Here is a 25,848-nt window from a genome sequence, read left to right as displayed (position 1 = left end):
CCATCGGGATATCTTACAAAAAGAGCAGGAACAATTTGGGACAATCTTATGAAGAAATACGACATCTTTATGAAAAAACACGAATTTGAATATTATTTATACTAAATATAGAGAGTTTAGGTCCTTCCTGTTACTGAACCTCTGATGTAATGCAAGAAGGCTTGAGAGTAGAAGCCACCATAAAGCCACTGCAATGAATTAGCGAGCTTTATGATGGCAGACATTCAAGTGGACAACTAGTCAACTAACATGATTAATTATTTCCCTGTTCATCACTACTCCAGAAGTTGTTCCACGCACTGCTAACAGAGTCTCCAACATGATCAGCGATAATCGAAGCGTTATTCATAATTCCCGGGACAGCCTCGATCCCGTTTCCAAGCGCATGCCGGGCACTATCGATTGGTTGATAACCAGTATTACTTTCCTGTAGAGCGTCGACAATCATTTGTCCTCCGCCATCAACAGAGAGTATTGCTGTCCCCATAGCCATGGTATCGATGAATCCAGCAGTTGTCTCTCCTGTATGCTGAGCAAGAAAGTTTTGCGCACCAGCTTCTGACACAGATATCATCATGGAAACACCGAGTCCAAGGGGAGTTGTTTCGGCCGCAGCCATTGCACCACCCATTCCGACTTTAGCTGCATAGTAATTGCCTTTTGTAGTACTCCCATTGTAATAAGAAGAGGCAGCATTATATGCATCAGGCGCCAGTGAAATAACAGTTAAGCCCACACCAACTCTTCCAGCAGCTTTAGCATATCTGCCCGCCATCTTGCTTCCTTTGCTCATGGTTTTTGAAGCAGAATTTGCAATATCCGCTTTAACTGCTGCACCTGTTCCCGACAAACGCGTAAAAGGATTTACACTGCGACCCCGAACAACAGCTTTGGCACTGTTAACTACGGCAGAACGAGCGTATTTCTCAGACGCTTTTGCCAAACTGTTGGTCGCGCTTTCCGCTACAGCCTGAACAGCAAAGGCTACCGAACCAGTCACCTGAAGAACACCGTCTCGGGCATTACCGCTATTGTAGTTGTTGATCCCGGAATAGGTATCTTTAATTGCTTTCAACCATGCGATTGGATCTCCTGCGCTATTGCCTGACGGATCATTAAACTTAATCGGGTTATTTGCTGAGTAGGCGTAGAGGTTTAGTCCTTCTGGCCCCGAAGCTCCATCATATAATGTATCCGCTTGAATGAACTTGCCGATACCAGGGTCATAATAACGAGCACCAAAATAGTTTAGCCCTGAGCTATCCTCTTCTTTACCAGTGTATTTATAGTCCGGAGACTCCCCTGAGCCAACATTTCGCTTCACTTCACCGAAACTGTTATAAAGAAGCTCCCGAGTTTTTACTCCAGAAATATCTGTTATGATACTGCTTCCTTGTAAATGGTCATTGTGTATAAAGCTATATTCCTTCCTTTTGTGTCTGGCGATCTTTACCCCATTCAGATAATAGAACTTGATTGGTTTGTCATTACGAATTTCATAATATTTATTGGGGTAGTAAATAGTATCCTCACTCGTCCACTTTTTCACTCGACGTCCAGCGTAGTCATACAGGTAGCTTTCGTCCTTGTACTGAACCATCTGACGATCAAAATCATAATCAATCAGATCACCATTTCGATCGAACATATCACCATTGTCATTGTATTGATAAGCTTTGCTGCCAACGCTTGTTACGGCATGAGGACGAGCTTTTCCTTTTTCCGGATATACATACTTGACACCATTACGTTCGGTAATGTTGCCAATTTCATCGTAGCTAAATAGTTCGCTGCCACCAAAATAATCGACATTAGACTGAGTTTTTAGCCGGCTCAAGTCATCATAGGTAAATGTGCGGGAATACTGCGGTGTTAGCACCGAATCAAGATAACCATCAATTTTTTCAATGTTGCCGACAGCATCATAATCGTATTCATACCGGATAAGCTCGCTGGTGTCTTGAGTTTTCAGGCTGTAGTTAGACTTGAGACGATAATCTCGGCTTTCATCCCAGTATTCGAAATGCTGACTACTTCCATTAAAGAAAATATCTTTGACTTGGCCCTGCTCACTATAATTGACCTGGCTTATTACTTGATCCATACCGTCAGCAGTAATTGACAGCATTGCGCCGCCTCGGTCATAACCTATTACCGTATAATTATCATCAGCAGGATATTTGATCCCTGAAATTCTATCCATCGAATCATATCGGAAGTAGATATTTCTGGTACTAAGTCCATTTATTTTCTTTTGCTCTCTGGTAATCCGATAGCGCTCGTCATACCAAAAGCGAGTATAGCCACTAAAATCGCTAACCTTGGCTAACTGCCCAAGAATATGTCTGCGGCCTGAGTCAATTTCACCATCCCGGTCCTCGTCCCCATCGTAATAGTATTCAATGGTGCTGCCATCCGGATAAGTTTTGCTCTGAATTCTGTCCAGCACATCATAATCAAATACAATGAGTACATTTTTTGCGTCAGTTTGTGTTTTCAGGTTACCGTTTTTGTCGTAAGAATATTGCCAGATGCCTCTGTCCATATCTTCTTCCCTAACAGTTTGACCCAGAAAATTTTTATGCTTCACAGTAGTGTTACCATGATGATCAAAAATTTGCTGTTTGTGGAAATAGTCATGTATTTCAGTTCTCGCATAAAAACTATTGGCAGGAAATACTCCGGTATACTGATAGATGCTACGTTTAAGACTTTCCGGTTGTTTCACCGTCGAAGTGAAATGAAAACTGGCATCGAGATTATAAGTTGTGAAATGAAAATCTCGCTGATAAGTAGGCCTTTCTGAAGCCGACGTTGTTTTAATCACCGTTCCCAGATAGTCACTCGAAATACTGGAATCAGCATTAAGATAGGTTTCACTTCGACTCTCCTTTTTATCGGGCGTCAGATTACGGCTATATTCAGCACCGGTTGTAAAATAAGGAATAGATGTTTGCCTGACCTTCTTGTTACCCTCAACAAACTGCCAGCTATCAACAGTTCTGTACCTGATCTGGCCATTATCACCATAAGCGGGAGCCTCGGTCTTTGTTTCTATAACTTGTCCAAAACCATCATAGTAGGTTCGGCTGATAATACTGGCAGCAGCTTCATCTTTGACTTGCTTTTGCACATAGGAAGGCGTGTTCTTGACTGGCTCCCAATCGGTATAGAAATAACGAATAGTCGGATAGGCTAATTCATCTAATGGTTTAACAATATAGGAAACGCGACCAAATGAATCATAGCCATAGCTCGTAGTATTTTCGTTACCATCAACAGTGGAAGTCAAACGCATCAGGCTGTCATAATGACTTGTGGTTATGTTGGCTTTATCAACCGGCGACGGCAATTCGACACTTTGCTGATACCGTTTATAACGAGGTTCAAAAGTATAGATTGTCCAGAAGCCTCTTCCATTTTGCTCTCTTTCCAGATTGCCATCAGTGTCATAGCGATAGTTAATGTCGTAAGAATTACTTTCATCCTGAAAGATTCTTTTGGTTGTTAACCAGCCATTCTCACCGACACCGGACTCACTATCATCATAGATAAATTGTGTTTTGGCGGAAAGTTGATAGCTTTGGGTATCGACATTCCATTCCAGGCTCTCTTTAAGAATAGGCTTCATTATCCACTTGGATAAGTAATATCCCCAACGGGTATCATTGGTTACTTTATCAATGCCTACGTCAGTGTGTTCTTGAGAGTCAACCAGACCATAGTTAATTTCACTTTTTACATTGCCAAAAGAATCATACTCATATGTTTGCTTGGTTCGCTTGAAACCTAACCCTGAGTACTCCGGCATACCGCCTAAATCAACTGAGGTAGAGCCACTAACAATAAAGTTGTGAACCGTATGAATTTTGGGTGAGTAAACTTCTGCGTCTGGTCCTGGATTAGGTCGAGCCTGCTGAATTCCATAAGAATAATCATTCGGATCTTCAGCGCGATCTTCATAGTAATCGTAGCGATACTCATGGATCGGCCCGTCAATAGCGCCTTGGCGAAGTAAGCTTTTCTTGACCACACCGGATAGATTTATGAGTTGATAAAAATGCGTTTCTCTGACATCCCCTGTTGGCTCAATTTGAAACATTTTTTCAAACCCTAAATCTTGTCTGTGATTTTTATCGTAAACGCCTCCATGAAACTCATAAGTAGTCGTTCTCTTTTCTTCGCCGGTCCCGTTGTCACCAAAGCCATCTGAAATAATTTTTTTAGAGACAACCCAACGCTTTTGACCATAGTCAGGATTGTAGCCTGTCGGGCTGAGATCGAGCGGCTGGTAAACGTAGGAAGTCTGTCCACCCAAATGGTTGGTCACTTTTTTCAGCAGCATTTCACCGGGCTTTGCTAAATTTAAACGCACACTAAAGTCAGTTTGTGCACAACTGGTGTCGCATTTGATTACACGGTCAGGTAAGCGATCACCGTTCATATCAATTAGAGCGAAACTACTTTCGTTCGATTCCACTTTACGTAAAAATTGATTATCAGGACTGCCCCAATTAGTCTCGACAGTACTGAAGCCTCTCCCGGTATTAAGATAAACTTTAAGGTCGGCTAACCCGCTAGAAGGTGAATCCTGACGCTTGTAAACTCTATCTGGCAACCCGTCACCATTCATATCAACCAGATCTCTGACAGTGTAATTAGTTTCACCGGATTTAACGGTTTGTCGTAAAGCGTGACCGTCTGTAGAATTTTCCCAAATGAGATGTTCATTCTCAAAACCACTGCCAGTATTCAGCCAGACATAGAGAGGCTCTGATGCTCTTTTCAGCAGGCGGTCAGGCAGACCATCTCCATTGATATCCATTAATTCAAGCTGGGTTATGGTTTTCGACCCCATATGTCTGATGTTACCTGGTTCACCAAACAGGGAATCTTCCGGACTCCCCCAGTCTTGGACCAAATTGCGATCGAAGCCGCAGCCATCATTTAACCAGACTTTGAAATGATAGTTGTCGTAGTTATGTTCGCCATCGTTATCCGGTGAACCTTTGTAAACTCGGTCAGGATAGCCATCACCATTCATATCCACCAGATCAATAATGGTTCCCCAGGGGTCAGATTCATGTGTATTAATACCATTAACGCTCACTCGAATATCAAGATTTGCCGAATAACGTCCTTCTGGATTTCCCCAGGTGCAGCCGTCGGGCTCAGAGAATCCGTTACCCTTGTTTCTGCGTACAACCATATCTTCATTATTGTTTTTTCGAACTCGATCCAGTTTACCATCGGCATCCATATCAATTAGATCCGCTTTGGTATCGTCTCCTTCTCTTATCGCATCCGAAGCAGGATTGCCCCAGTTCAAAGCATTGTTGGCAAATCCGTCCCCATTATTTAGCCAGATACGAAAATTTTCTTCTTCATCTTTTCTCACACGATCAGGTAGCGCATCGCCGTTCATATCCAGAAGTTCAGCCTTGGTGCGACTGTTCGAGTACTCCTGTATCGCATCAGTAAACCCGAAGTCTCCTTCCGGATTTCCCCAGTTTTCCGCTTCGCCAAACCCGGGGGCCAATTCGTAATATTCGAATAAAGTGTCGGGTTTGGCAACATCACCCGAGCCGTAACTCCGTATTGCAGAAATTCGTTGTAATTCACCAAAAGGCGCGCTTTCCCACAAAAGCTGGTTACGGCTGGTTTGCATACCGCCGCTACCTGATAGCTCACAACCTATCTTGTTATAAACGTTGATCACATGAAACTGCTCTTCTACATAGCTTCCATCCTGATAGCTTACTTTGCGATTGTTAGCAGGTAACCACTCATACTCCAGCTCGGCGCAGCTATATCCATTAATTGCAGCATTAACTTTGCCGCTGATTACAAAGTGAAGATAGTAGTTTCCTGCTTCCGGGATCTCTGAATAAAGGTATTTGGTCAATTCAGTATTGGCTGCATCCTTTTTGTCCGTGATAGCCCAAACTCTCGGATGTGCAGCTTCAATATCAACCGCTTCAATTCGAGAATCGTCGCTGGCACCGTAGCGCGTTACCCCACCATTTTTATCGGTGACTTGCCAGTAAGAGTCTTCACTATCAATGTTAATAAACTCAATCTTCTGATAGTTTTCATTGCTTAAGTGATAAATTCTATCGCCTGACACTGCTTCGCAGTTGGTTGCACACACCAGCTCCTGGCCGTTTAGGGTGAAAATATCGTTTTCATTATATTTGGGCAGTCCGAACCTGGTGGAACGAGAAATATGGCTGACCTGGCCAACAGACCATCCGCCGTTGGAAGAGTAGCTAGCGCTCACATGCTGACCCAGCGGAAAGGAATAGTTAACCGCACCACTGTTGCCAACCTGCTGGTTAGACTTGGCGAGGTGCTGATCGGCACTAACTGAACCACCGGCTCCGTTAGTAAGCTCTCCAGGTATATTGGCCTGGCTTAGCGTAGTTATTGCACTCAACCCGAAGAGAGGAATAACCACCTTGTATATTGGTGTTTTAAGCTTCATTTCATAGGTCCTCTATGATTTTCCTTGTGTAAATTAAACTGGATTGTTCCTTATTAGAAAGGGCATAAAAATCGACTGGCTCCTAAGTGATTTTTAGGCCCAACAAAGTTATCACCGAGTAACAAAAGCTTAAGGATATATATGGGACATTTTATATGGAGATATGAGACATTAAAAAAATCAGCTTAAATAACAAGAAGTTAAAAACGCATTGTATAAAGGAGTCTCGGCAAGAGAGGAGTATAGTAAAGCCACATCTCTTGCCAATTAAGAAAGGAACGTATCGAGTTTTCTAGTTAGTTTGCTCTGGAGTATTCACTTGGAGGAACCCCCATAAATAGTTTGAACTCTTTGCTGAAGTAGGCCGGGTCTTCAAATCCGCACCGATAGGCTACCTCTGAAACATTGCCTACTTTTGCCTTTAAGAGATCCGCCGCCGTATGCAGTCGCCTCTCCTTGATAAGCTCACTCGGGCTCTTGTTCGTAAGAGCCTTAATTTTGCGCAAAAGCTGTCTTCTACCCAGTCCGATCTGTAAAGCCAATGTTTCGACAGTAAAATCAGAACTATCGAGCGATAAGTCAATCACCTCTAACACTCGCTTCATGAAGACATCGTTCGCCGACCGAAGCGGTAAGTCAACGGTCTTGATTCCCAGAGTCTGGTTATATCGAGCATGTAATTGCTGCCGCGTGTTCACCAGGTTAGCCAACTTAAGCTCTAGGGAGTGGGGTTCGAAAGGCTTGACCAGATAATCATCAGCACCAGACTCCAATCCGCTCACAATTTGTTCCTGAGAAGTTTGTGCCGTTAGTAATATCACGGCAATATGGCTGGTTAGTGGATCGGACTTAATCGCCTGACAAAGTTGTTTTCCATCCATCTGTGGCATGGCAATGTCACTTAAAATAATATCGGGAAGTGAGCTTTGCGCGATAGCTAGCGCTTCCTTTCCATTGTCTGCACCAGAGACCTGATAATCCAGCCCCAACCTTTCCACCAGATAGTTCTGAAGTTCTCTGTTATCTTCAACTACCAGGATATGGAACTTTTCGCGTCTTCCATCTTTCACACGAATTATATCTTCTTTATCTGTGCGGCCAGTTTTATCGGAATGATTTAAATTATCAGAATGACTTAAATTATCGATATGACATAATGTATCGTAATCCTGAGGCTCACCTACTTTTTGAGCTGAACCATATCGTTCTTGCTTTGCCAGTTCTTCGGAAAAATGCTCTGTACCTTTCTGGAATAGCAGCGAGAAATGACTCCCACTTCCAACCTCACTTTCGACATTAACCTGACCATGATGCTGCTTCATAATTTCCTGTACAAAATTTAAGCCAACGCCAATTCCTTTTTTCTTCGAAATTCCGGAAGCGCCAACTTGAAAGTAACGATCAAATATTTTCGACAATCTTTCATTGTCAATACCGATGCCCGTATCAATGACCTCCACAAAAATACTGTCGCTAGAATTTTTCACTTTTAAATGAACGGCCCCACCCTTGTCAGTAAATTTGAAGGCATTGTTGAGTAAGTTATCCAGAGCATGAATAAACATTTGCCGATCAATCAATATTTCTACCGGCGTCTCGGGAATTTCTACGGTAAAGCTAACTTCCTTTCTTTTAGACAGGGCATAAAATGCATCATAACGAGACCGGACTATTGGTAATAGATTAACGAGCTCAACCTTAAGCTCATAGTGAAGGCTGTCTTCTCTTGTCATATCCAAAAGTTGGTTGATGTAATTTAATAAATGTCTGGAGTTTTTCTGGACGAGCGTAAGCCTTTCATAAATTTCTGATGAAACCTGCCCCAGTTTTCCTTCGAGGATATCTGCAACCGGTGCAATCGACAAACTAAGGGGCGTTCGTAATTCGTGAGAAATGTTTGTATAGAACCTTGATTTATAGTTACTCATTTCCACAAGCTGTATATTCTGCATTTCCAGCTGATGCTTTTGCAGCTGAATTTCCGTAGTTTTTTCGCCGATTCTCTTTTCCAGCAGACGATTTTTTCTCTGAATGCTTTGAGACTTCCATCGAGTCCAAAGCTGTGCAAGCATCAAAAATATCACCCCATAGACAATATAAGCCCACCAGCTTCGATACCAGGGAGCGAGAATAACAAATCGAAATTCTGCTGCTTCAGACTGATGGTAAAGGTCCTTTGCTCGAACGCTAAAAACATAGCTACCTTCATCAAGATTGGTAAATTCACGATACGTTTCCGATGACCAATCAGACCAACTATCATTAAAGCCTTCCAGTCTGTACTGGTACAAAGTTTTATCTGGCGCATCAAAACTTGTTAAGGCAAATTCAAAACGAAGGGAATTTTGCATGTACTCAATTTCTGGAATTAGCGTTTGTTTTCCTCCGCCAAAAAGTTCCGTCTGTCGATAAATATCGACAGTTTTACTAATCATTAACTTTGAAGTCTTTTCATGATTCTGGCTCATCAGATCAAGCTTTAATAAACCGTTAAGGCCGCCAGCCCAAACCGCATTATTCTCTGCGTAAATAATGTTTGTATAAAAATCTGCGCGCCTGTCGAAGTGAGTTGAATCGATCATATACACACCATTAGTTAACTTCATCCCACCCAGTAACTTCAGCCCAGAACCGGTAAACCATAGTTTTCCATTTTCAGACTGATGAAAAGTTTCAAGGAGATAGCCATTTTCGTTAATAAATTGGACAAAACGCGGATCGCGACTCAACATTTTTTTATTTTTAATATTTCCTTCTTCAATCTCAAGCACACCATCATTTGTACCAAACAGTATTTTACCATCTACAAGCATAAGGAAAGGATAGCCTGAAGGTAGTCCCTGTTCGGCAGTCACAATTTGAGTTGTCACGCTTTTCGATTCGTAGTCAAAATTTGCGCGATAAATACCCTCATAAAAAGTATTCATCCAGATAATATTATTATCATCTTGCTTTATTTCTCTAAATGGTGGAGTTGAGTCAAGCAAGCGTCCTTTATAATGCCATTGATTTTGAACACGCTGTAAATAGGCGAGACCATTTGAAAGTCCAATCAGGATAATATCAGGATGTTTTTTCAATTGCTGTAATGCATAAACTTTAAGATCCTTTTCAATATCAAGCAAATTGATACTATCGCCAACAATTTGATAAACACGATCTTCGCAACCCGCCAAAATTCCGTTATCTGTTGCGATCAAACTAAAGCATTGAGCTTTAACCCTGTTCATTCGGTGGAATGCAGGAGAGATACCTTTATTTAAATAAAAGACTCCTTCACTCGTCGCGACATAGAGCTGTCCATCAAATCGAACAATACGATGAACAACACCAACCAATCCTGTTTTAACATCAAAAGTAGTTAACGGTGAAAAAGCTTCTATTCGCAAGACACCGTTATTACTTCCCAACCACAAGGTATTGTTGGCATCAATAAAACTAGTCAATATGTCATCGGAACTTAGTCCACTGGCCTTGCTATGCTTTTGAATCAAACGACCTTCGTTATCCAGAATCGCTACCCCTGATTTCTTTTCGAAGCCTAAAACCAAAGCGCCATCCAGTGAAAGTACACCATGCATCAATCCAAAATTTTTATTTTTTTCAAGATATTGGCTTTCTAATTTTGAAACTGAATTATTTTGGACGACATATATTCCATTTTCCTTGCTACCAACAAGAAGCCGCAAGTCATTGTCATTTAGCATAAAGACAACTGGGCTGGACTCAAACTCTATCTCATCAATAATCAGTTGTAGTCCAGTATCCGAGATTCGCTCTAATCCTTTTTTGTTGTCATATACAAAAAGCTCTCCCTTAAATATGGCAAAAGAAGAAAGTTCATTTCCTTGAAATACAGCCAATTCTCCATCAGCTTGCCAGCGATAGATATGTGATGGAGAAAGAAAATAGTATTTATCTTCAAAAAAGACGACATCCAATATTTCTGTTATTTGCTGGGAAGAACTGATAAGCCCTGCATCTACAAAGTCATCTTTTAAAGAACGAAAAATTTTCTTTCCGTTTTCAGCAGTAGAAACAAGTCCAAAGTCACCTGCAGCGCCGACGAGTATCGAGTCATCAGGATCAACGTCTAGCGATATGACCAACAGTCGGTTAGTATTCTCAATGTTCTTCCACTGATGACTATCAAAGGAGAATACTCCACCGTTATTTGCTGCGTATATCACGCCCTGAGAATCCTGGGTAAAATTCCAGATTTGATATCCACCTCCATATATCTCCGGAGGATACTCAGAAAAAAAAGAACGACCTCGCTCACTATCAGCAAAGAGGTTAAAGCTTGTCAAAAACAACACCAGGCCTAATAAAAAATTTCGTTGACTACTCTTAACTTGCATTAGCTAAATTCCGTTTCATTTTTCAGTAGTGTAGATTGAAGAGAACAGGGCAAACATTGACTTTCGACAGGTAGCAGATAATTGGTAATTATTTAATCCATTAATATCTCAACTAGCACAAAAATTAAAAGATAGCGTAAGGATTAAGGCCGCAACCAACATCCTTACACACTAAAAAACTCACTCCTGATAGTAGTCATCTTCCTCAATCGATTCGTTCAGTTTATAAATTCCGGAATAGATTACGTTGGTACCATTATTCTTGTTACATAGCGTATCCCAGACAGGAGCGGTTGGCTCAATATATGAGTTGCTAGTTGTACTTTGCCAGATAGTCCAGCGCAACTCGCCTGCGCGAAAGAAGTTTTGGTGAGCATTATTGTGCTCGCTTGCTTTATCATATCCCCAGACGTAAGTAATATTTTCACAGCCCACATTCCAACCATTACCATTTGTAGATTCGATATAATTGTACATAGTGTATCGCTGATGGACAGTCATCACATTGGGAGCCAATTTACAAATTTTATTCGCCGTTACCGCTTTGTTCTTATGCTCAGAATACTTACTGGAACCTATTGGAAACTCCGCATCACACTTATTATTTCTTATCGGAGTTCCAGGTATTCCCCAGTCGCTTACTCGACCATTTTCTTCCGCAGTAATATAGATATATCCTGGCGAAACAATTTCACCCTTGTTGTTTCTGATATAACTGCCGTTGGCATGTTTATTCATGCATTTATTCTGCTCTTTCGAATAGACGTAAACACTCGACATTGCGGTGGGATTCAGTTCGCTGCCAGGCCAGGAAGCGCTTTCGCTAAAAAACAACGTCGGCCAGGCAACGCCTCTATCCTGGCAATTGGAATCATTATGTCTGGTGAAGCGCGCTACCTTGGCTTTTAAGTGAGTATCAACGGTATCATCATTTACAAATGCATCCTTTTTATGGGTTGCGTGAGCAAAACCGAGTCTATGCTGCAGATTTCGATTATCTTTTGCATTGTCATCGTAGTAGTCATTTTCATACATCCCGGTCCATCTGTGATCAAAATTTTTCACGGCATCCAATGACCAACGCTCTTCCGCTTTAGTCGCAATGTTACCGTCATTGACCGCCTGGTCATAGGCTCCGCCAGATGTTTCGTTGTCAAGATTGTCCTTCCAGTAGCCGTAAGTGACATAGCGATGATTGGCATCTCCACCACCGTCAACGGTATAAGTTTCCGGCCCGCTCCACCCCCAATAAACTTTATTCTGGTATTTTCCGGCGCCATCAAACACATTCCATTTTTTACCAACGTATTCAATTTTTTTTCCACTATTGTCGAGGTACCAATTACCGGCACTGTCTTTCAACCCGAATAAGCTAGGGTGTGAATTCATCAATCCCAACTCATACTCCCATAAAACCACACTGCCGGTTGCGTTTACAAAAGAAGAAGCAGTAAGTAATCCTGCCGACAATAGAATTTTCTTTAACATTTTTAAAACTCCGTTATTTTAGTTACTTTCCATGCACAGACTGTTAAGCGACAATTATCGATAAGCGTTGTGGACTTATTCTCTTCGCGCTTTTAAGAGTCGGTAAAGACAATAAAAGTTGGATATATATCAATAGCCACTAGGTCACCGTATTATTTCAAAGTTATTCGAACTAAAAACCCGAAATGGTATAGCCTGAAAACTTTGATGGTCTTTAATACAAAGTGGCGTTTATTTTTTAGACAGAAGGTAAGTTGCTTTTCTAGGGAATAGAGAAAGGTAATAGCGTCATGGTTTTATCCTTCAAACCAGTGAGTGGTTACACTATGATAGATTATTTTTACGTGGAGAATAAACGGTAAAAGTCTTAAGTCATTGTAAGAAATAGCTTACATTGATGTTTAGATTCTATACTTTTGTTTAATTTTTATTCGTTGTTTTAAAGAATCTCTACAAAAACTGTCGGAATGCGGGATTGCTGGTTTCTTCTTTATTCGCTTCTCTGGCTAAATATTCATTCAATCCTCGCATAAACCAGGAGATGTCCATTAATCGATTTCGCCATTCTTCAATGATATCTTGCGCTACTTCTGCAATGCCATCTGCCTGTGGATTTTTTTGATACTGTTTAACAACTTCGGGGATTTTATAGAGTCTTTTCCAGCGTCGAATAATGTTGGCTTCACTCCAACTGCGTGCCTTTTCAACATCCACTCTGAGTACCCGAAAGTACCGGGGACCACAAAGTACCAAAAGTACCGGCAAAGTACCGGCAAAGTACCGGGACAAGTACCGGGACGACAAGTACCGCCAAGTACCGGCGCCAAGTACCCAAGTACCGGGACAGCCAACTTAATGATAACTTCATACTAACAAAAATAATCAGCGCCGACGAGTCCTGGATTTTGAGTTATCCATAGTGTCTTTAAGAATGAGACAACGAGATGGAAGCAAATTTATTGTTTGGTCAGTTTTGGAGCGAGACAAGTTCTCACCAGTGATGATGATTAGCTTTCAGAAGTGATTTTTAGCAGATTAGGTGAAAACTTTTTGTGCTATGGATTTTCCTCTAACTCGCCGATAGCCCAGTTTTTCAAAGTAATGCGTCAAAACGCCAGGTGAGCCGATGGCTGTTAATCCGGATAAATCGTCTTTTCTTTTCATTAGATTGATAAATTCATCGCTTTGCAAGTTAAGCCGGTTCAAAATGGGTGGGATAGCCTCTTCGATAAAACCGCGTTTACTTGGCAGTATTGCTCTACCCAACCAGTCAACTAGTTGTAGGTAATCGACCTGGGCAAAGTGAATGGCGTTTTTATGCTTTTGTTCCGATTGTGTGAGTTCAATGAGTGGAACTGGCAAGGTATGGTTTGAATTTAACGATTGTTTGATTCGCTGTTGAATGGATGTGTAGTTCGATTGCTCAGGAGTCTTCGCCATTTTTGCACGAATGGGGTTAAGGTCAACGTAACTCATAGCAGTTAATACAGCAGCCTCATCAAGCAGCGGCTGGGATTTAAATCGTCCTTCCCAGAACCTCCCCTTACAGTTATCTTCTTTATTCGCTTCTCTGGCTAAATATTCATTCAATCCTCGCATAAACCAGGAAATATCCATTAGGCGATTTCGCCATTCTTCGATAATGTCTTGAGCGACTTCTGCAATGCCATTTGCCTGTGGATTCTTTTGATACTGTTTAACAACTTCGGGGATTTTATAGAGTCTTTTCCAGCGTCGAATAATGTTGGCTTCACTCCAACTGTGTGCCTTTTCAACATCCACTCTGAGTACCAGATGATAATGATTGGACATCACCGCATAGCTTGCGACTTCTATAGCAAACGATACAACCTGATAGGCAATGCGTTCAACTATCCAGTCACGGCGATGTTCATAATTTTTACCGGAAAAGTGGTCTTCACCACAAAGAAAGGCTCGTCTCACACAACGAGATATACAGTGGTAATAAGGCGTCGATTCCAAATCGATAATGCTTTCACGAGCGCGAGTCATGATTGAAATTCCTTTTCAAGCAGCACATAAAACAAGACTACTTATATAAGTAGCCCCAGTCAAATCGATTTTGAGATATAAAATTAGTTTATTGTGGGTGTCCCCTTAATTTTGATCGATGCAGAGCTAAGATTGACACATTGATCCCCATTGAAAAGTTTCATAGAATTACTCTTGGATGATACAGAGGCTTGAATAAAGCATCGTCCCGCTACCATCTCTGATGGTCTAGGCTGTGCCGGTAAAGGCGATTCTGGATACCAGATTTTATCTGGCGAAAGCCCCCTCAATGGGGCTTTTGTTATTCCTCTCTCCTCTAATTAAATACTAGAAAAGAACTTAGGCAGTACCTCCAAGTACACAAAACGAAGAATAACCTCGATTTTCAATCGAGGCTTCCTTGCCGGCAACAACTGATCATTTCTGCTGCAAATCGCTGCGTAGCCTGCAGGTCAAATAAACCAATAGCCGTTTGGATGGGTGTCCTGCATCTTATAATCTCACAACTGATCATTTCTGCTGCAAATCGCTGCGTAGCCTGCTGGTCAAATAAACCAATAGCCGTTTGGATGGGTGTCCTGCATCTTAAGTCAAATCGAATTTGAGATATATTTGTATTTTCGAGTGGGTGTCCTTGATCTTTTTATTTAAACCAGTAACAGGCAAGATTGGTAAACAAGATGCTCATCGACACATCAACGGCCAAATCAACATTCAATACCTAACTGACCGTAACTGGACTCGATGTACTCATACTGGCGATAAGGATTACATGGCGTCGATAATCTCAGCGTTGCCTGAAGCGTTTGATAGTAATCGCTATCTACTGGCTCGTAACAACTATGTTGCTGCACCTGAGGATAAGCTTTGCACCACCCTTAGCATCAAGTCTTTAGGTATGAATTGTTACTCGCATATCGACAACATTGCTTACTTAGCGGCTACCAACCCTGACACACAGTTTATCAATGCTCTTAAGGCTCGCTACGGATTTACGAACAAGGATATCTTTGAGACTTTCGTATTACCTGATGCCTATCAAGTTGTGTGTCGAACTTCATTGAGAAAACCTCAGGTCAAAGCCACAAGAAATATCATTGTCGGTTCAAGGGTATTAGCTGAAGCGCTTCACGAGCTATTCCCTCAGTCGACCTTAAGTCAACTTGTAGGCTTCGAGAAGCAGGACAAGCGAGAAGTTGCTATCCCGCTCTCCTGCAAAGACAGAAAAAAGAAAAGTCGAATCATGAAAGCGGTTGAAAGTGGTAAGCAACTATCAGCCAAGCTACGTAGAAATGCTATTGAACTCGCTGAGACTTACCCTCAGTGCCAACACCTATTGCAGCTTGTCGATAATCAGCAAGCAGCCTAACGAACAACCTAAGGAAACCCAATGCCTCACAACGAATGCACCAACTGTAAGTCCCTCGAAGCTCAACTCAACGTCCTCGATAAGCTCTCTACAATCAACTACATAATTCTAACTATGGTCTGCTCAGGTCTATCTGGAGCTCTTCTAGCGTTAGCTATCTTGTAGATTAAACGAACTACAGCTCTTCACGGATGCGTGTCTCTGGCACCATCTGTTTTTATCAAGTAGACAAAGAAAAGCCCGAGGGGGGGAACCTCAGGCTGGACTTAAGGTGGAACTGGCGGTTACTCAGGGTTAGCCGCCTGTGGTCATCTGTTTTTATTTGGATGGGTGTCCCGGTAACTTGCTTTGGGTTAGCCGCCTGTGGTCATCTGTTTTTATTTGGATGGGTGTCCCGGTAACTTGCTTTGGGTTAGCCGCCTGTGTTCATCTGTTTTTTTAGTTGTTTTCTTTTAATATCCTTGCTGCTAACTGAGAGACATAATCACATTCATCATGCTGAAGTATTATTGCCGCATCCAAACAGTCACTATTATAGTCTTCATATAAAAACTCTAACGCTAACTCTCTAATTTCTGAATAATCGCTAATAATTAAAGTATAAGCAATATTAATAGCAGCTGAGCTTCCTACTTTGGTATCCAAAATATCAAGTATAGCTCCAGCGACTTCTTCCTCATTAGTAATTGATGCAAGTTTAACCAGAATTCCTATTTGCAGCGGAGTTAGTTTTTCTTGGCTTCTCCACCCTTCTAGCACACCAGATTTGTCTGCCAAGTCAGCCCACTCTCTCGGCACAGGGTCATCTTTTACTAACAACGAAACATTACCGACCAACAACCCTATATCTTTTAACAGCCTGTCATCTATCATGGCATATGTGACCTCTTTAGAATGAATCTTTGATGACCCGTAGCAGTTCCTGCTCTCCGAGCCCTAATCGCACTTCTGTATTCTCTAGTGGAAACCCATCGGTGAGCTCCGAAAACATTATACATTTCTTCGCCATTACCTCTATTGATTTGGTTTTTAGAAGTACCTCTTGTTACACGCCACGAGTGAGCTGGCCCCCATTCGCCCGTGCGCCCGTGCCATCTTGCAATATAAACCAAGTTATCAGAGCCTACCCAAGTGTATTGAACTTGAGTATATCCACTTTTGGGCTGCATCCTACCCGTAGTATTGCCTATTTGTATTGGCGCTCTACCAGCAAGTGCATTAATAGAGTTTTGTAGAACAACTCTCAAATTTGAAAGCGTCTGCTGAGTAACTAGCGGAGAATTGTAACTACTAGCATTTGGAGGAGGCCTGTAATGAGGGTTAATTAATTGAATTTGAGATACCAGCATCTCGTACTGATGAATATTAAAAATTTCTTGAGTTTCTTGGGATTGAGGTCTAACTCTTCGAGGCTTACCGCCTCGTTTTCCCGATAGCCCATACTGTCCCGGAGTAAATTTGCATCCATCACAGTCAAAATCAAATGACTCTTCTTCTGTCCCGCCCGAATAAGCAGCAACTAAGTCAGCCTCAGTCGCAGTATCACTGATAATTGTAATACTGATTACATCTTCCGTTTTTATATCGCCAATGTTCTCTGGGGCCTTACCTTTGTGTTTTACAACTACAGTTGCATTAGTTGTATCGGAACCGTTGTTACCAGCTACATATACAGTTTTCCATCCAAAGCCTTTACCACGTCGATGGTCTCGCTTTTTCCGCTTAGGTTTTTCTTTTGGTTTATCACAGCTATCATCGCCAGCGTCACAGGCCGTGTAACCACTAGGATCAGTCCCAGCCAACGGATTATTCATAATGTAGCTGTAAGGATTCATCGACTGCGAATTCCCCGGCTCCTGAATAAACGGGTCAACCGACAAGAATCTCCCTAGGTTATAATCGTAAACCCGTCCATTCATATGAATGAGCTCAGCATCATCCAGATGCTCATGATCAGTAAACCCACGACGTGTATGCAGTTCCGTAGACTCTTTGGTCGGAATATAATTTTCCATCCAGGCAATCTGATCAAGTCTAGCCGGACTAGCCAGGTCGACTTTTTCCATACTTGCTTTGCGCGGCTTACCGAACGGATCATAGCTTTTGTTATCGACTATTCTGCCGTTCTCATCAGTAATGGTCACCACCGAATTCAAACGATCACGATGAACAAAGCCAATTTTGAAATCCAAATTGTTATTCCGTTCAGTCTCGGTGAGGATGGTATCCCCCATATAAGACTTTTTGATGATCTCGCCATTGTAATGAATTTCTTCATAAGCCTTGCCGACATAATAAGTCGTTTCTGTGCCGCCGGCTTTCCCGGTTTTCACCTGCTTGAAGCGCATCTGATCGGAGCCGTAATAGAAATTACTGGTTATACCGCTTTTGGTAATTTTCGTTGGCTTGTTAAACGCATTGTAGGTCAGCGTTTTTTCACCATCAGATAGCAAATTCCCGTTGGCATCATAACTATAAGTAACTGTACCACCACCGGCTTTAGTCACCTGTCTTACCGCATTGGGTCCGGCGTTATTGTAAGTTCTCGCGATATCACCGTAGAGATAATTACTGGCAAAATCATCTTTGTACAAAAGGTTACCGACTTTGTCGTAATCGTATCCAGTTGATACACCATTTAAAGTCGACTCAACCAATCGGTGAAGATCATCGTAACGATAAGTTTCGGTTAAACTGCTAACAACGCCGTTTGTATCAATTGACTCTACATCCTGGGATCTCAAATTGCCAAAACCGTTATCATATGTGTAAACAATACGGTGACGCTGATCGAGCACAGTGTTGGAATAAGTGTAAACTTCCAGCATCTGACCGGAAACATCATCAAAAACTCGTTTTTCCGTTAAATTACCATTGGCTTTCAGAGCTCTCAGCACCTGTCCTCTAGCATCAGCTGCAGTTACTTCATGGTAAACATAATCGTTGGCCGCGTTCACCTGATGAGTCAGATAACCATCGCTGTTATACCAGTTTTCAAGTGTGGTACCGGTTGGATAAGTAACACCTTTCACCCGCCCATAGTTGGTATCGTAGTGGGTAGTTTGTACGAAACTCCTGCCATCAATGCTGGTAGTTGTTTGCAGCGGACGACATAGACTATCGTAAGCATAGCTTCGAGCAAAATTATTGCCATTCTTTGACAGTTCACTTTCAGGCAGACCTTTACATTTTGCTCCGGTCGTTCCCTGGTTTGCGCTATCAAACAGGAAGCGCGCTTCGAGATCGCCATAGTCCCAACCGTTTAAATAACGATGCGTTAATCGTCCTTGCGTATCATATTTGTAACGGTAGCTATTGCCGTTAGCATCGGTCTCTGTTTTTACTTCACCAAACCCGGTGTAGGTAAAATCTTTGCGCCCCATGTTGGGATCAATCACATATTTTTTCTGACCCAGTCCATTGTAGGAGGCTGTAATCGGACTGCCGTTAGCATCTTGCAAGACAATCGGATTACCCATTGCATCGTATGCGTATTGGGTCACACCGCTTTCTGCATCCACAGTTTTCATCAGCTGACCGTTACCGGAATAAGTGCGGTGCATTATCAGCCCGGACGCTTTAATGGTCGTATCATGGCCGGCGTAGATATAGCTCACCGCCATCTCCTGATTGTCAGCCTGATCAACCCGCTTTTCTGTTAAACGGCCAATTTCATCATATTTGTCAAAGTGGACGCCCTTTGCAAAAGATGCATCATGCGATGGATTGGTTTCTCTTACCTTGCGACCCAGCGCGTCATACACTGCGGTAGTGTACACATAGTTACTACCATCAAAAGCTTTTGTAGCACTGGCAACGACCCGGTTGAATTGATCTTTATAAACAATACTTTCCGGAGTACCTGCCGAATAGCTGGTCTGCTTGTAAACCATGCGCGAAGCAACATCCGTTGGGAAACCACGACCGTCACAATCATTTTCACACCAGGCAAAGCGCGTATAAACCGGCTGACCGCTGCCGTTAGGAGGCGTTACCTGTTCAGCGCGACCGAATGCATCGTATTTATAGTTGGTTTCGAGACTATTAATATCTTTTGTACGCTCCGGTTGACCATGAATGGGATCAGCGTAACTATAGGCTCGTCCTAATCCGCTGTTTACCCACTCGACAAAGTAGCCATCACTCGAGTAACCAGTGTTAACTTCACGCGACTCGCCATCGGCGGTTGTCGTCACCTTTGTTGGTAAACCAGTGTTGTTATAAATGCTATTTACTGTAACCGATTTAGCATCAATCGCAGTCGTAGTAATACTAGCCGGATGACGGCTACCTAACGGGTCATAACTGTTGATCGTCGTTTTGGTCCACTTAACCGGATCAAGTGTCGCGTCGTAAACAGCATTTTTGCTCCCGGAAAGCGTTTGAGAGGTAACTTTGGTCCACTCCAGTTTATTTATCCACCAGCCTTCTATATTTTCAGGATAATAACTATTTTCGGTAACCGTCTGACGTTGACTATAACCGTCGTCAATCACTTGGGTCGTTTTTAAGATATTACCAAAAGCAGCATCAACATCTTGTAATGGATCCAGAGTGACCTTTTTATTTAACAAAGGTAAAACACTGTCACGATCGTTAAAGTCATACGATAACTCTGTGGACTCCGTCGGTACAACCCACCAGTAATTATTGTAGCTTGCCCTTAATGTGTCATCGTCACCGCTTGGACATTCGTCCCCTTCCAGATCACCTTCCGGACAGATTCTGGTGCGTCCGGAAAAGCCTGAAGTCGGTTCAGAATATTTTTTCTTGAATACAAAGTATTCGAAAGCGTTTTTACTCAATGGAGAGTTGTTACACTCCACATTCACGTTAGAATTGTCTTCGCTTTGATGACCGTAATTATCGTCGTTCGCCATACAGGTACGAACTTCTTCAATCTTCCCGGCAAGAGGAAAAACCTGGTGGAAATCGGTCACCGCACGTGTTCCATCCGGGTTATCGACAATGATGGTTCGAAATCCCTGAAATCCACGTCCTTCCCGGTTGTAAATCGCTTCTCGATAAGAGTAGGCAGTTTTGTTAAATTCACCAATCCCGTTACTTTGTTCGAAGTCACTGACCACATACATGCTGGAAGCGAAGTACAGATAATCTTCGGAGTAATTAAATCCATTCCTCATCACGTAACGATCAGTAGGAATTTCATAAAATTTGGGATCTTGCGCTGAACGTCCGCCATCAGAAACGAGTGGCGCGTAGTTCCAACGACTATGCACGCCTAGTCCATTTTCAACTTCCTGCAGTAAATCTGGTGATGCTTTTTCTCCCTGGTGGTAATAAAGCGCCGCTGTATCACTGAAGGATGAAGAAACTTCAATACGCGTTTCAGTCTTCCAGCTATCGCCTTTGTCGATATTGTCACAGTTTAAATCCAGCGAATCCACACAGAAATATTTAGCCTGTTTATAACTGATGTCGGTATAACCATCCGAGTTTACATCCCCAATTTCTAAGCCACCCTGAACGCTATAGGGTAATGGCGCTTTCAGATAATTTGAGATCACTCGATTGCTACCGGAGCGAATATCGACGACCGAATAGTTGTAAGGACGAATATCGTAAGCGCTATAGGTTGAATGAAAAGCATAGGGCTCGACTGACTTATCGCCAAAACGATGCAAGCCAGTACCTGTTCTGCGAATGTTCATCGAGTTATAGTGACTGCTTTGATATGTCACTGAACCAATCGGGAACTCTGCAACCAGAAGCTCATCATCGCCATCCTGATCGATATCCATTACCATCAAACCGCCATTAACTGCCTGTACACGATGTTTGAAAATATCATCGTTTAAGGGGTCATCATCGTAGGTTTGAGTGTGAATACCGGTGGCAATTCCGGTATTTACGCTATTGGCAAAAGTCCCGTTGCCATTGTTATAGCGGACCATCCAGCGATACTGACCTGAGATCACCTCTGCAGAAGCATAGTCAGCTAAACCATCACCATTTATATCTGCAAATACCCCCTGATTAAATGCAATGTTATAGGGTAAACCTAGCTGTTCACCAGGAACTCGCGCATCGTAACTGACTCCCCCACTGCCATTAGGCCTTGCAAAAACTATCTCGTGGTAAATTCGTTCCGGTACAGCAGTTTTTTGAACCAGGCCATCAGGATAAAATTCACTTTTCTCGTAGTTGAAGGTAACTTCTTTGTTTTTCTCTCGAGTAAAAATAAGGTCAACCAGTCCATCACCATTAATATCACTCGTCCCCATGCTCTCCTGTTCCAGAACAGGGCCGAAAGGCACTACTGGTGGTGGTGGTGCGCCAAAAGCAAAAAGTGATGACATATCAATGTTCATTACTGAGAGGTAAGCATGCCCCCGCACGTTGGGGTTAACATGTGTCATCACTTGCGGCGCACTAAACGAAATACTCGCTACCCCACCGGTCATTTTAGAGGTATTGAAATGTGCGAAATAATTCGTTCCATCAGTGGTTATAAGATCCTCTTTTCCATCACCGTTTAGGTCGATAACGTTTTTAACCGGTCCGGTAATAAGCGTTACAACCTCACCACTATAGGTCCACTTTTCTTTACCCCCGACGATGCTTTTCTTAAACGAGCGAGCTTTGGTTTGGTCACTACTATAATCGTAATAAATGAAATCTTTATAGCCATCTAAATTGAAATCAGCACCCACAGTGTTGAAATTGGTTGTACCCAAGTCAATGGGATTATCGTAGTACTTTTCAGTATCGAGTTCTCCCGCCGCATTAAGCAATCGGACAGTAACTTTTCTTTCCCAGGTAGTAGAGTTAGGATTAAGGTGATCATAGATAACGGCATCTTTGATCCCATCGCCATTTACATCCGTCAGGTTTAGCGCATCTCTTCCAAATAGCGCGAGATTATAGTCCCCGGTGTAGGTATTGAACTGTTTCTTCGCTCCCATGGAAGGCGCAACATCTTCCCAGGTGAAATTGGTTGCCGGTAAGCACTGGTTTTGTGAACACTCCACAATGTTTCGCACCAGACTACGTCGAGATACCTCACTTACCGTTTTAGTGGTATTTTGATAATTAATGGCATAGTCCCGGATTAGCAAATTGCCGTTATTCAGGTAGGTCTTAATATGAGATAGCCGCTTAGTCGACTCAGTTTTGCCACCCGCCAGCATTTTAAAATCTTTATCAGGGCGATTTTCATAGACAAACTCTACCTGACGGTCACCGTAAGAGTCGTTTTCGCCGGTATATTTGATTTGCCTGAGCAAGTGTTCACCTTGCCCGTAAGTCTCATAGTAATAACGAATATTATTGCGTAACGGAGTGCGGTCTTCTTTCTGTTTTATCGCCCAGCTGAGTGTTTCTGAAATTCCACCTGCAGAGTGTCTTGAATCACTTGAGTTACCGTAATAGGCAAGGGTTCCATTTTTATATTCAACTTTAAAATTGGTAGAGCCACTATTCATGCTTCCGTCAAGTTGGGTTACTCGAAGGAACTGATCCAACTCTGTATGATATTGAGCACCAGGTTCGCCATAAGCCGCACTATTAGCAAGTATTAACCTTTGACCATCCAGACATAATTTGTCCATGGTTGCATTGTAAGTCACACCCACATTTTGCCCATCAACTGCTCGGCTAGGTCCGCAACGATGAATACTCGAACCAACACCTAAACTCCAGCCGACACCGACTATGCCATTGCCTGAACGCGACGAATAATTAAGAGAAACGTTTGGCTGCATCCCGGCACGCCCCGGAGGAATAGCTATCGGTACACTATAGGTTGCAGCACCACCGGACACACCAGCCTGACCTTCCAGCGCACCAACATTTTGTTGTGCCGGAATATTACCTAGTGGGCTAAAAATAGCATCAGCAACCGGCTGGAGTGTGACTTCGCCGTAGGTTGGCGGTAAAACAAGTGTTATCGTCTTGGTATTGCTGTAAGCCGAGCAGGACAACTCGTTACACGCTTTAACACGGAAGTTATAAGTTCCGCTTGCGGATTTGGAAATTTCATAGGTGGTAGCCGCCAGATTATTGGCTAATACATCCCATGCCCCCGACCCTGTTAACTCTTCTACTACGTAGTAGGTAGCTTCTGCATCCGCACCCCATTTTATCGGGAACTGGGCATACTTAACGATATTTCCCGTAGGTTGAGTAATTGATGGCTTACCAGGTGTTAACCTCACCATGACATTGTTCGATATCACAGAATAACTGGAACAGGCCCAGTCGTAAGTATTACAGGCTCGAACACGATATTGGTAGTCTCCACTACTCAAACCAGACACGGCTTTGGTGGTCGACGTTGTGTTATTGGCAATCGTCGCCCAGCCTCCATTATCTTTGCGTTGTTGTAAATCATACTTGGTGGTGGTGCCAGTCGGCGCCGTCCAATTGATGGAGTAACTACCTGTTATCGATTGAGTGACCGATGTCGTTGGTGCTGCCGGGGTTCCCGGTTTGAATCGGACAGTGGCAGAAATGGTCGGACCGAAACTTGAACAAGCCCAGTCTTCACCATTACACGCTTTAACCTGATATTCCCAGTAGGTGTTGTTATTATTGGTAAAAGTTTGGCTGGTAGCAGATGTTTTATTTAGCGGTCCCCAGGTGCTGCCTACCGCTCTCTCTTGAACATAATAGTAGGTTGCCCTGGCTGCAGCAGTCCACTCGACACTATAACTGGAAGTATTCGAATAAACATTATCCTGCTTGCCAGGTATCTCGGCAGGAATACGAACCTTTGCAACAGCAGTGGGACTAAAAGAAGAACAGGCCCAGTCAAATGAATTACATGCTTTTACCTGATACTCCCAGGTCGAACCATCAGAATGAGTTCTGGGGTAACTGGCAGCGGTTAACTTCACTTCAGGACTCCAGCTTCCCCCTAAAGTTCTTTCGCGGATGTAGTAGTAATCCGCAGTGCCTGACGGCTTACTCCAGGCAACAGAAAAGATGGTCGAAGTCGAATTAATGTCTGTCGGCTTGGCAGGTGCTTCAGGTTTGACCTCAACTCTTACCAGATTGACAGGAGAAAAATCGGAACAGGCCCAGTCATAACTGTTACAGGCTGCTACCTTGTACTCGTAATTGGTATTGTTAGCTCTACCACTGAATGAAAGCGAAGTAGTCGTATTATTCGAGGAAACCGTCGACCAACTTCCACCGGCCACTCTTTCCTGAACCTTATAAAAGTTTACCGACCCGGAAGGCTTGGTCCAACTTATAGAAAAAGAAGAAGAAGCCGAGTTTACATTGAGTGGTGCAGTCGGCACGGACGGCTTTAACTCAACCCTGACCGTATTGGCACTACTGTAGGAAGAGCATGCCCAGTTGTAGCCATTACACGCACGAACTCGATAGTTCCATGCCTGATTATTTAACTTACCCGACAGGTCTATATAGGTTGCTGTATGCTTACTGGATATGGTGGCCCAGTTACCACTAACCAACTTTTCCTGAACCTGATAGTAAGATACCGTTCCGGATGGTTTTGTCCATGAAACCCGATAACTGGTAGCAGTAGAGTTAACGTTTACCGGAGTCGCAGGCTTTGCCGGCTTAGGCCTGACTAAAATAGTGCCTCCTGTTCGATAACCAGAACACAAGCCATCTTTACAGGCGCGTACACGATAACGGTAATCTCCATATCCTCGTCCGGTTAAACTATAGGAGGTGGTGGTCGCCGCGATTGTTGCGATTTCAGTATACCCACCACCGTTTTTCGACTGCTCAAGATGATACTTGGCAATAACCCCGGTAAATCCTTCAGATGCGCCCCAACTAACGGTAAAGCTTCCTGAAGTTGAGGTTGATGGATAGGAGATACTGCTTGGCGTATTCGGGGTTGAACCTCCGGTACAGCCACCTCCTGGCCCGGTAAAAGCCAGGGTAGATGATGACTCTGAAGTGCTACTATCTGAGGGATTAGCTCCAGAATTACCATTTCCCGAAGCGTTAGCATTTCCTGCAGAGTTACCGTTTTCTTGCAACTCTGAATCTGTTAACAGTGGATCACTGCCGGTTGATAAAGCCAGCGGTTCTGTACAGACGGCCTTTACAACAGTGGAAAAACCTCCCGCCAGTGACATTACAATACATAGAACAAGCGACTTAAACTGCACTTTACTAGTCCCCAAAAT

Annotated in this window: 8 protein-coding genes; 1 reads left to right on the top strand and 7 read right to left on the bottom strand. The window is 43.0% G+C overall.

What is annotated here, in order from left to right; genetic code table 11:
* Positions 1-253: 253 nt before the first annotated feature.
* The 5 genes from IYN84_RS11410 to IYN84_RS11390 all read right to left on the bottom strand — a co-directional run bounded on the left by IYN84_RS11410 (position 254) and on the right by IYN84_RS11390 (position 14,346).
* The gene (locus tag IYN84_RS11410; protein WP_196139344.1) at positions 254-6,484 is read right to left on the bottom strand and encodes an RHS repeat-associated core domain-containing protein; all 6,231 of its coding nucleotides are present in this window, start codon (positions 6,482-6,484) and stop codon (positions 254-256) included.
* 296 nt (positions 6,485-6,780) lie between these two features.
* A complete protein-coding gene (locus tag IYN84_RS11405; protein ID WP_196139343.1) occupies positions 6,781-10,845 on the bottom strand; it encodes a response regulator in 4,065 nt (1,354 codons plus the stop codon).
* A 180-nt stretch (positions 10,846-11,025) separates the two neighbouring features.
* Positions 11,026-12,333, bottom strand: coding sequence for a hypothetical protein (locus tag IYN84_RS11400; RefSeq protein WP_196139342.1), 1,308 nt, complete (start codon positions 12,331-12,333; stop codon positions 11,026-11,028).
* 450 nt (positions 12,334-12,783) lie between these two features.
* Positions 12,784-13,047 (bottom strand): hypothetical protein, encoded by a 264-nt coding sequence (locus IYN84_RS11395; RefSeq protein ID WP_196139341.1) that lies wholly within the window; start codon positions 13,045-13,047, stop codon positions 12,784-12,786.
* Between the two features lie 321 nt (positions 13,048-13,368).
* Positions 13,369-14,346: a transposase gene (locus tag IYN84_RS11390; protein ID WP_196139340.1), complete on the bottom strand. Its 978-nt coding sequence runs from the start codon at positions 14,344-14,346 to the stop codon at positions 13,369-13,371.
* Positions 14,347-14,980: 634 nt separating this feature from the next.
* On the opposite strand from IYN84_RS11390, the gene IYN84_RS11385 reads away from it, so the two are divergent.
* Positions 14,981-15,715, top strand: coding sequence for a hypothetical protein (locus tag IYN84_RS11385; RefSeq protein WP_196139339.1), 735 nt, complete (start codon positions 14,981-14,983; stop codon positions 15,713-15,715).
* A 438-nt stretch (positions 15,716-16,153) separates the two neighbouring features.
* Here IYN84_RS11385 and IYN84_RS11380 read toward each other — a convergent pair whose 3' ends face one another.
* Positions 16,154-16,588 (bottom strand): hypothetical protein, encoded by a 435-nt coding sequence (locus tag IYN84_RS11380; protein WP_196139338.1) that lies wholly within the window; start codon positions 16,586-16,588, stop codon positions 16,154-16,156.
* Complete coding sequence (locus IYN84_RS11375; protein ID WP_196139337.1) at positions 16,585-25,830, bottom strand: fibronectin type III domain-containing protein; 9,246 nt, start codon at positions 25,828-25,830, stop codon at positions 16,585-16,587. The genes IYN84_RS11380 and IYN84_RS11375 overlap by 4 nt, the downstream gene beginning before the upstream one ends.
* Between the last annotated feature and the right edge of the window lie 18 nt (positions 25,831-25,848).

Origin of the sequence: Aliikangiella sp. G2MR2-5, from assembly GCF_015687155.1 — a bacterium.
Lineage (GTDB): Bacteria > Pseudomonadota > Gammaproteobacteria > Enterobacterales > Kangiellaceae > Aliikangiella.
The sequence above is the reverse complement of the archived record's forward strand: the minus strand, read 5'-3'. Positions and strand labels throughout refer to the sequence as shown.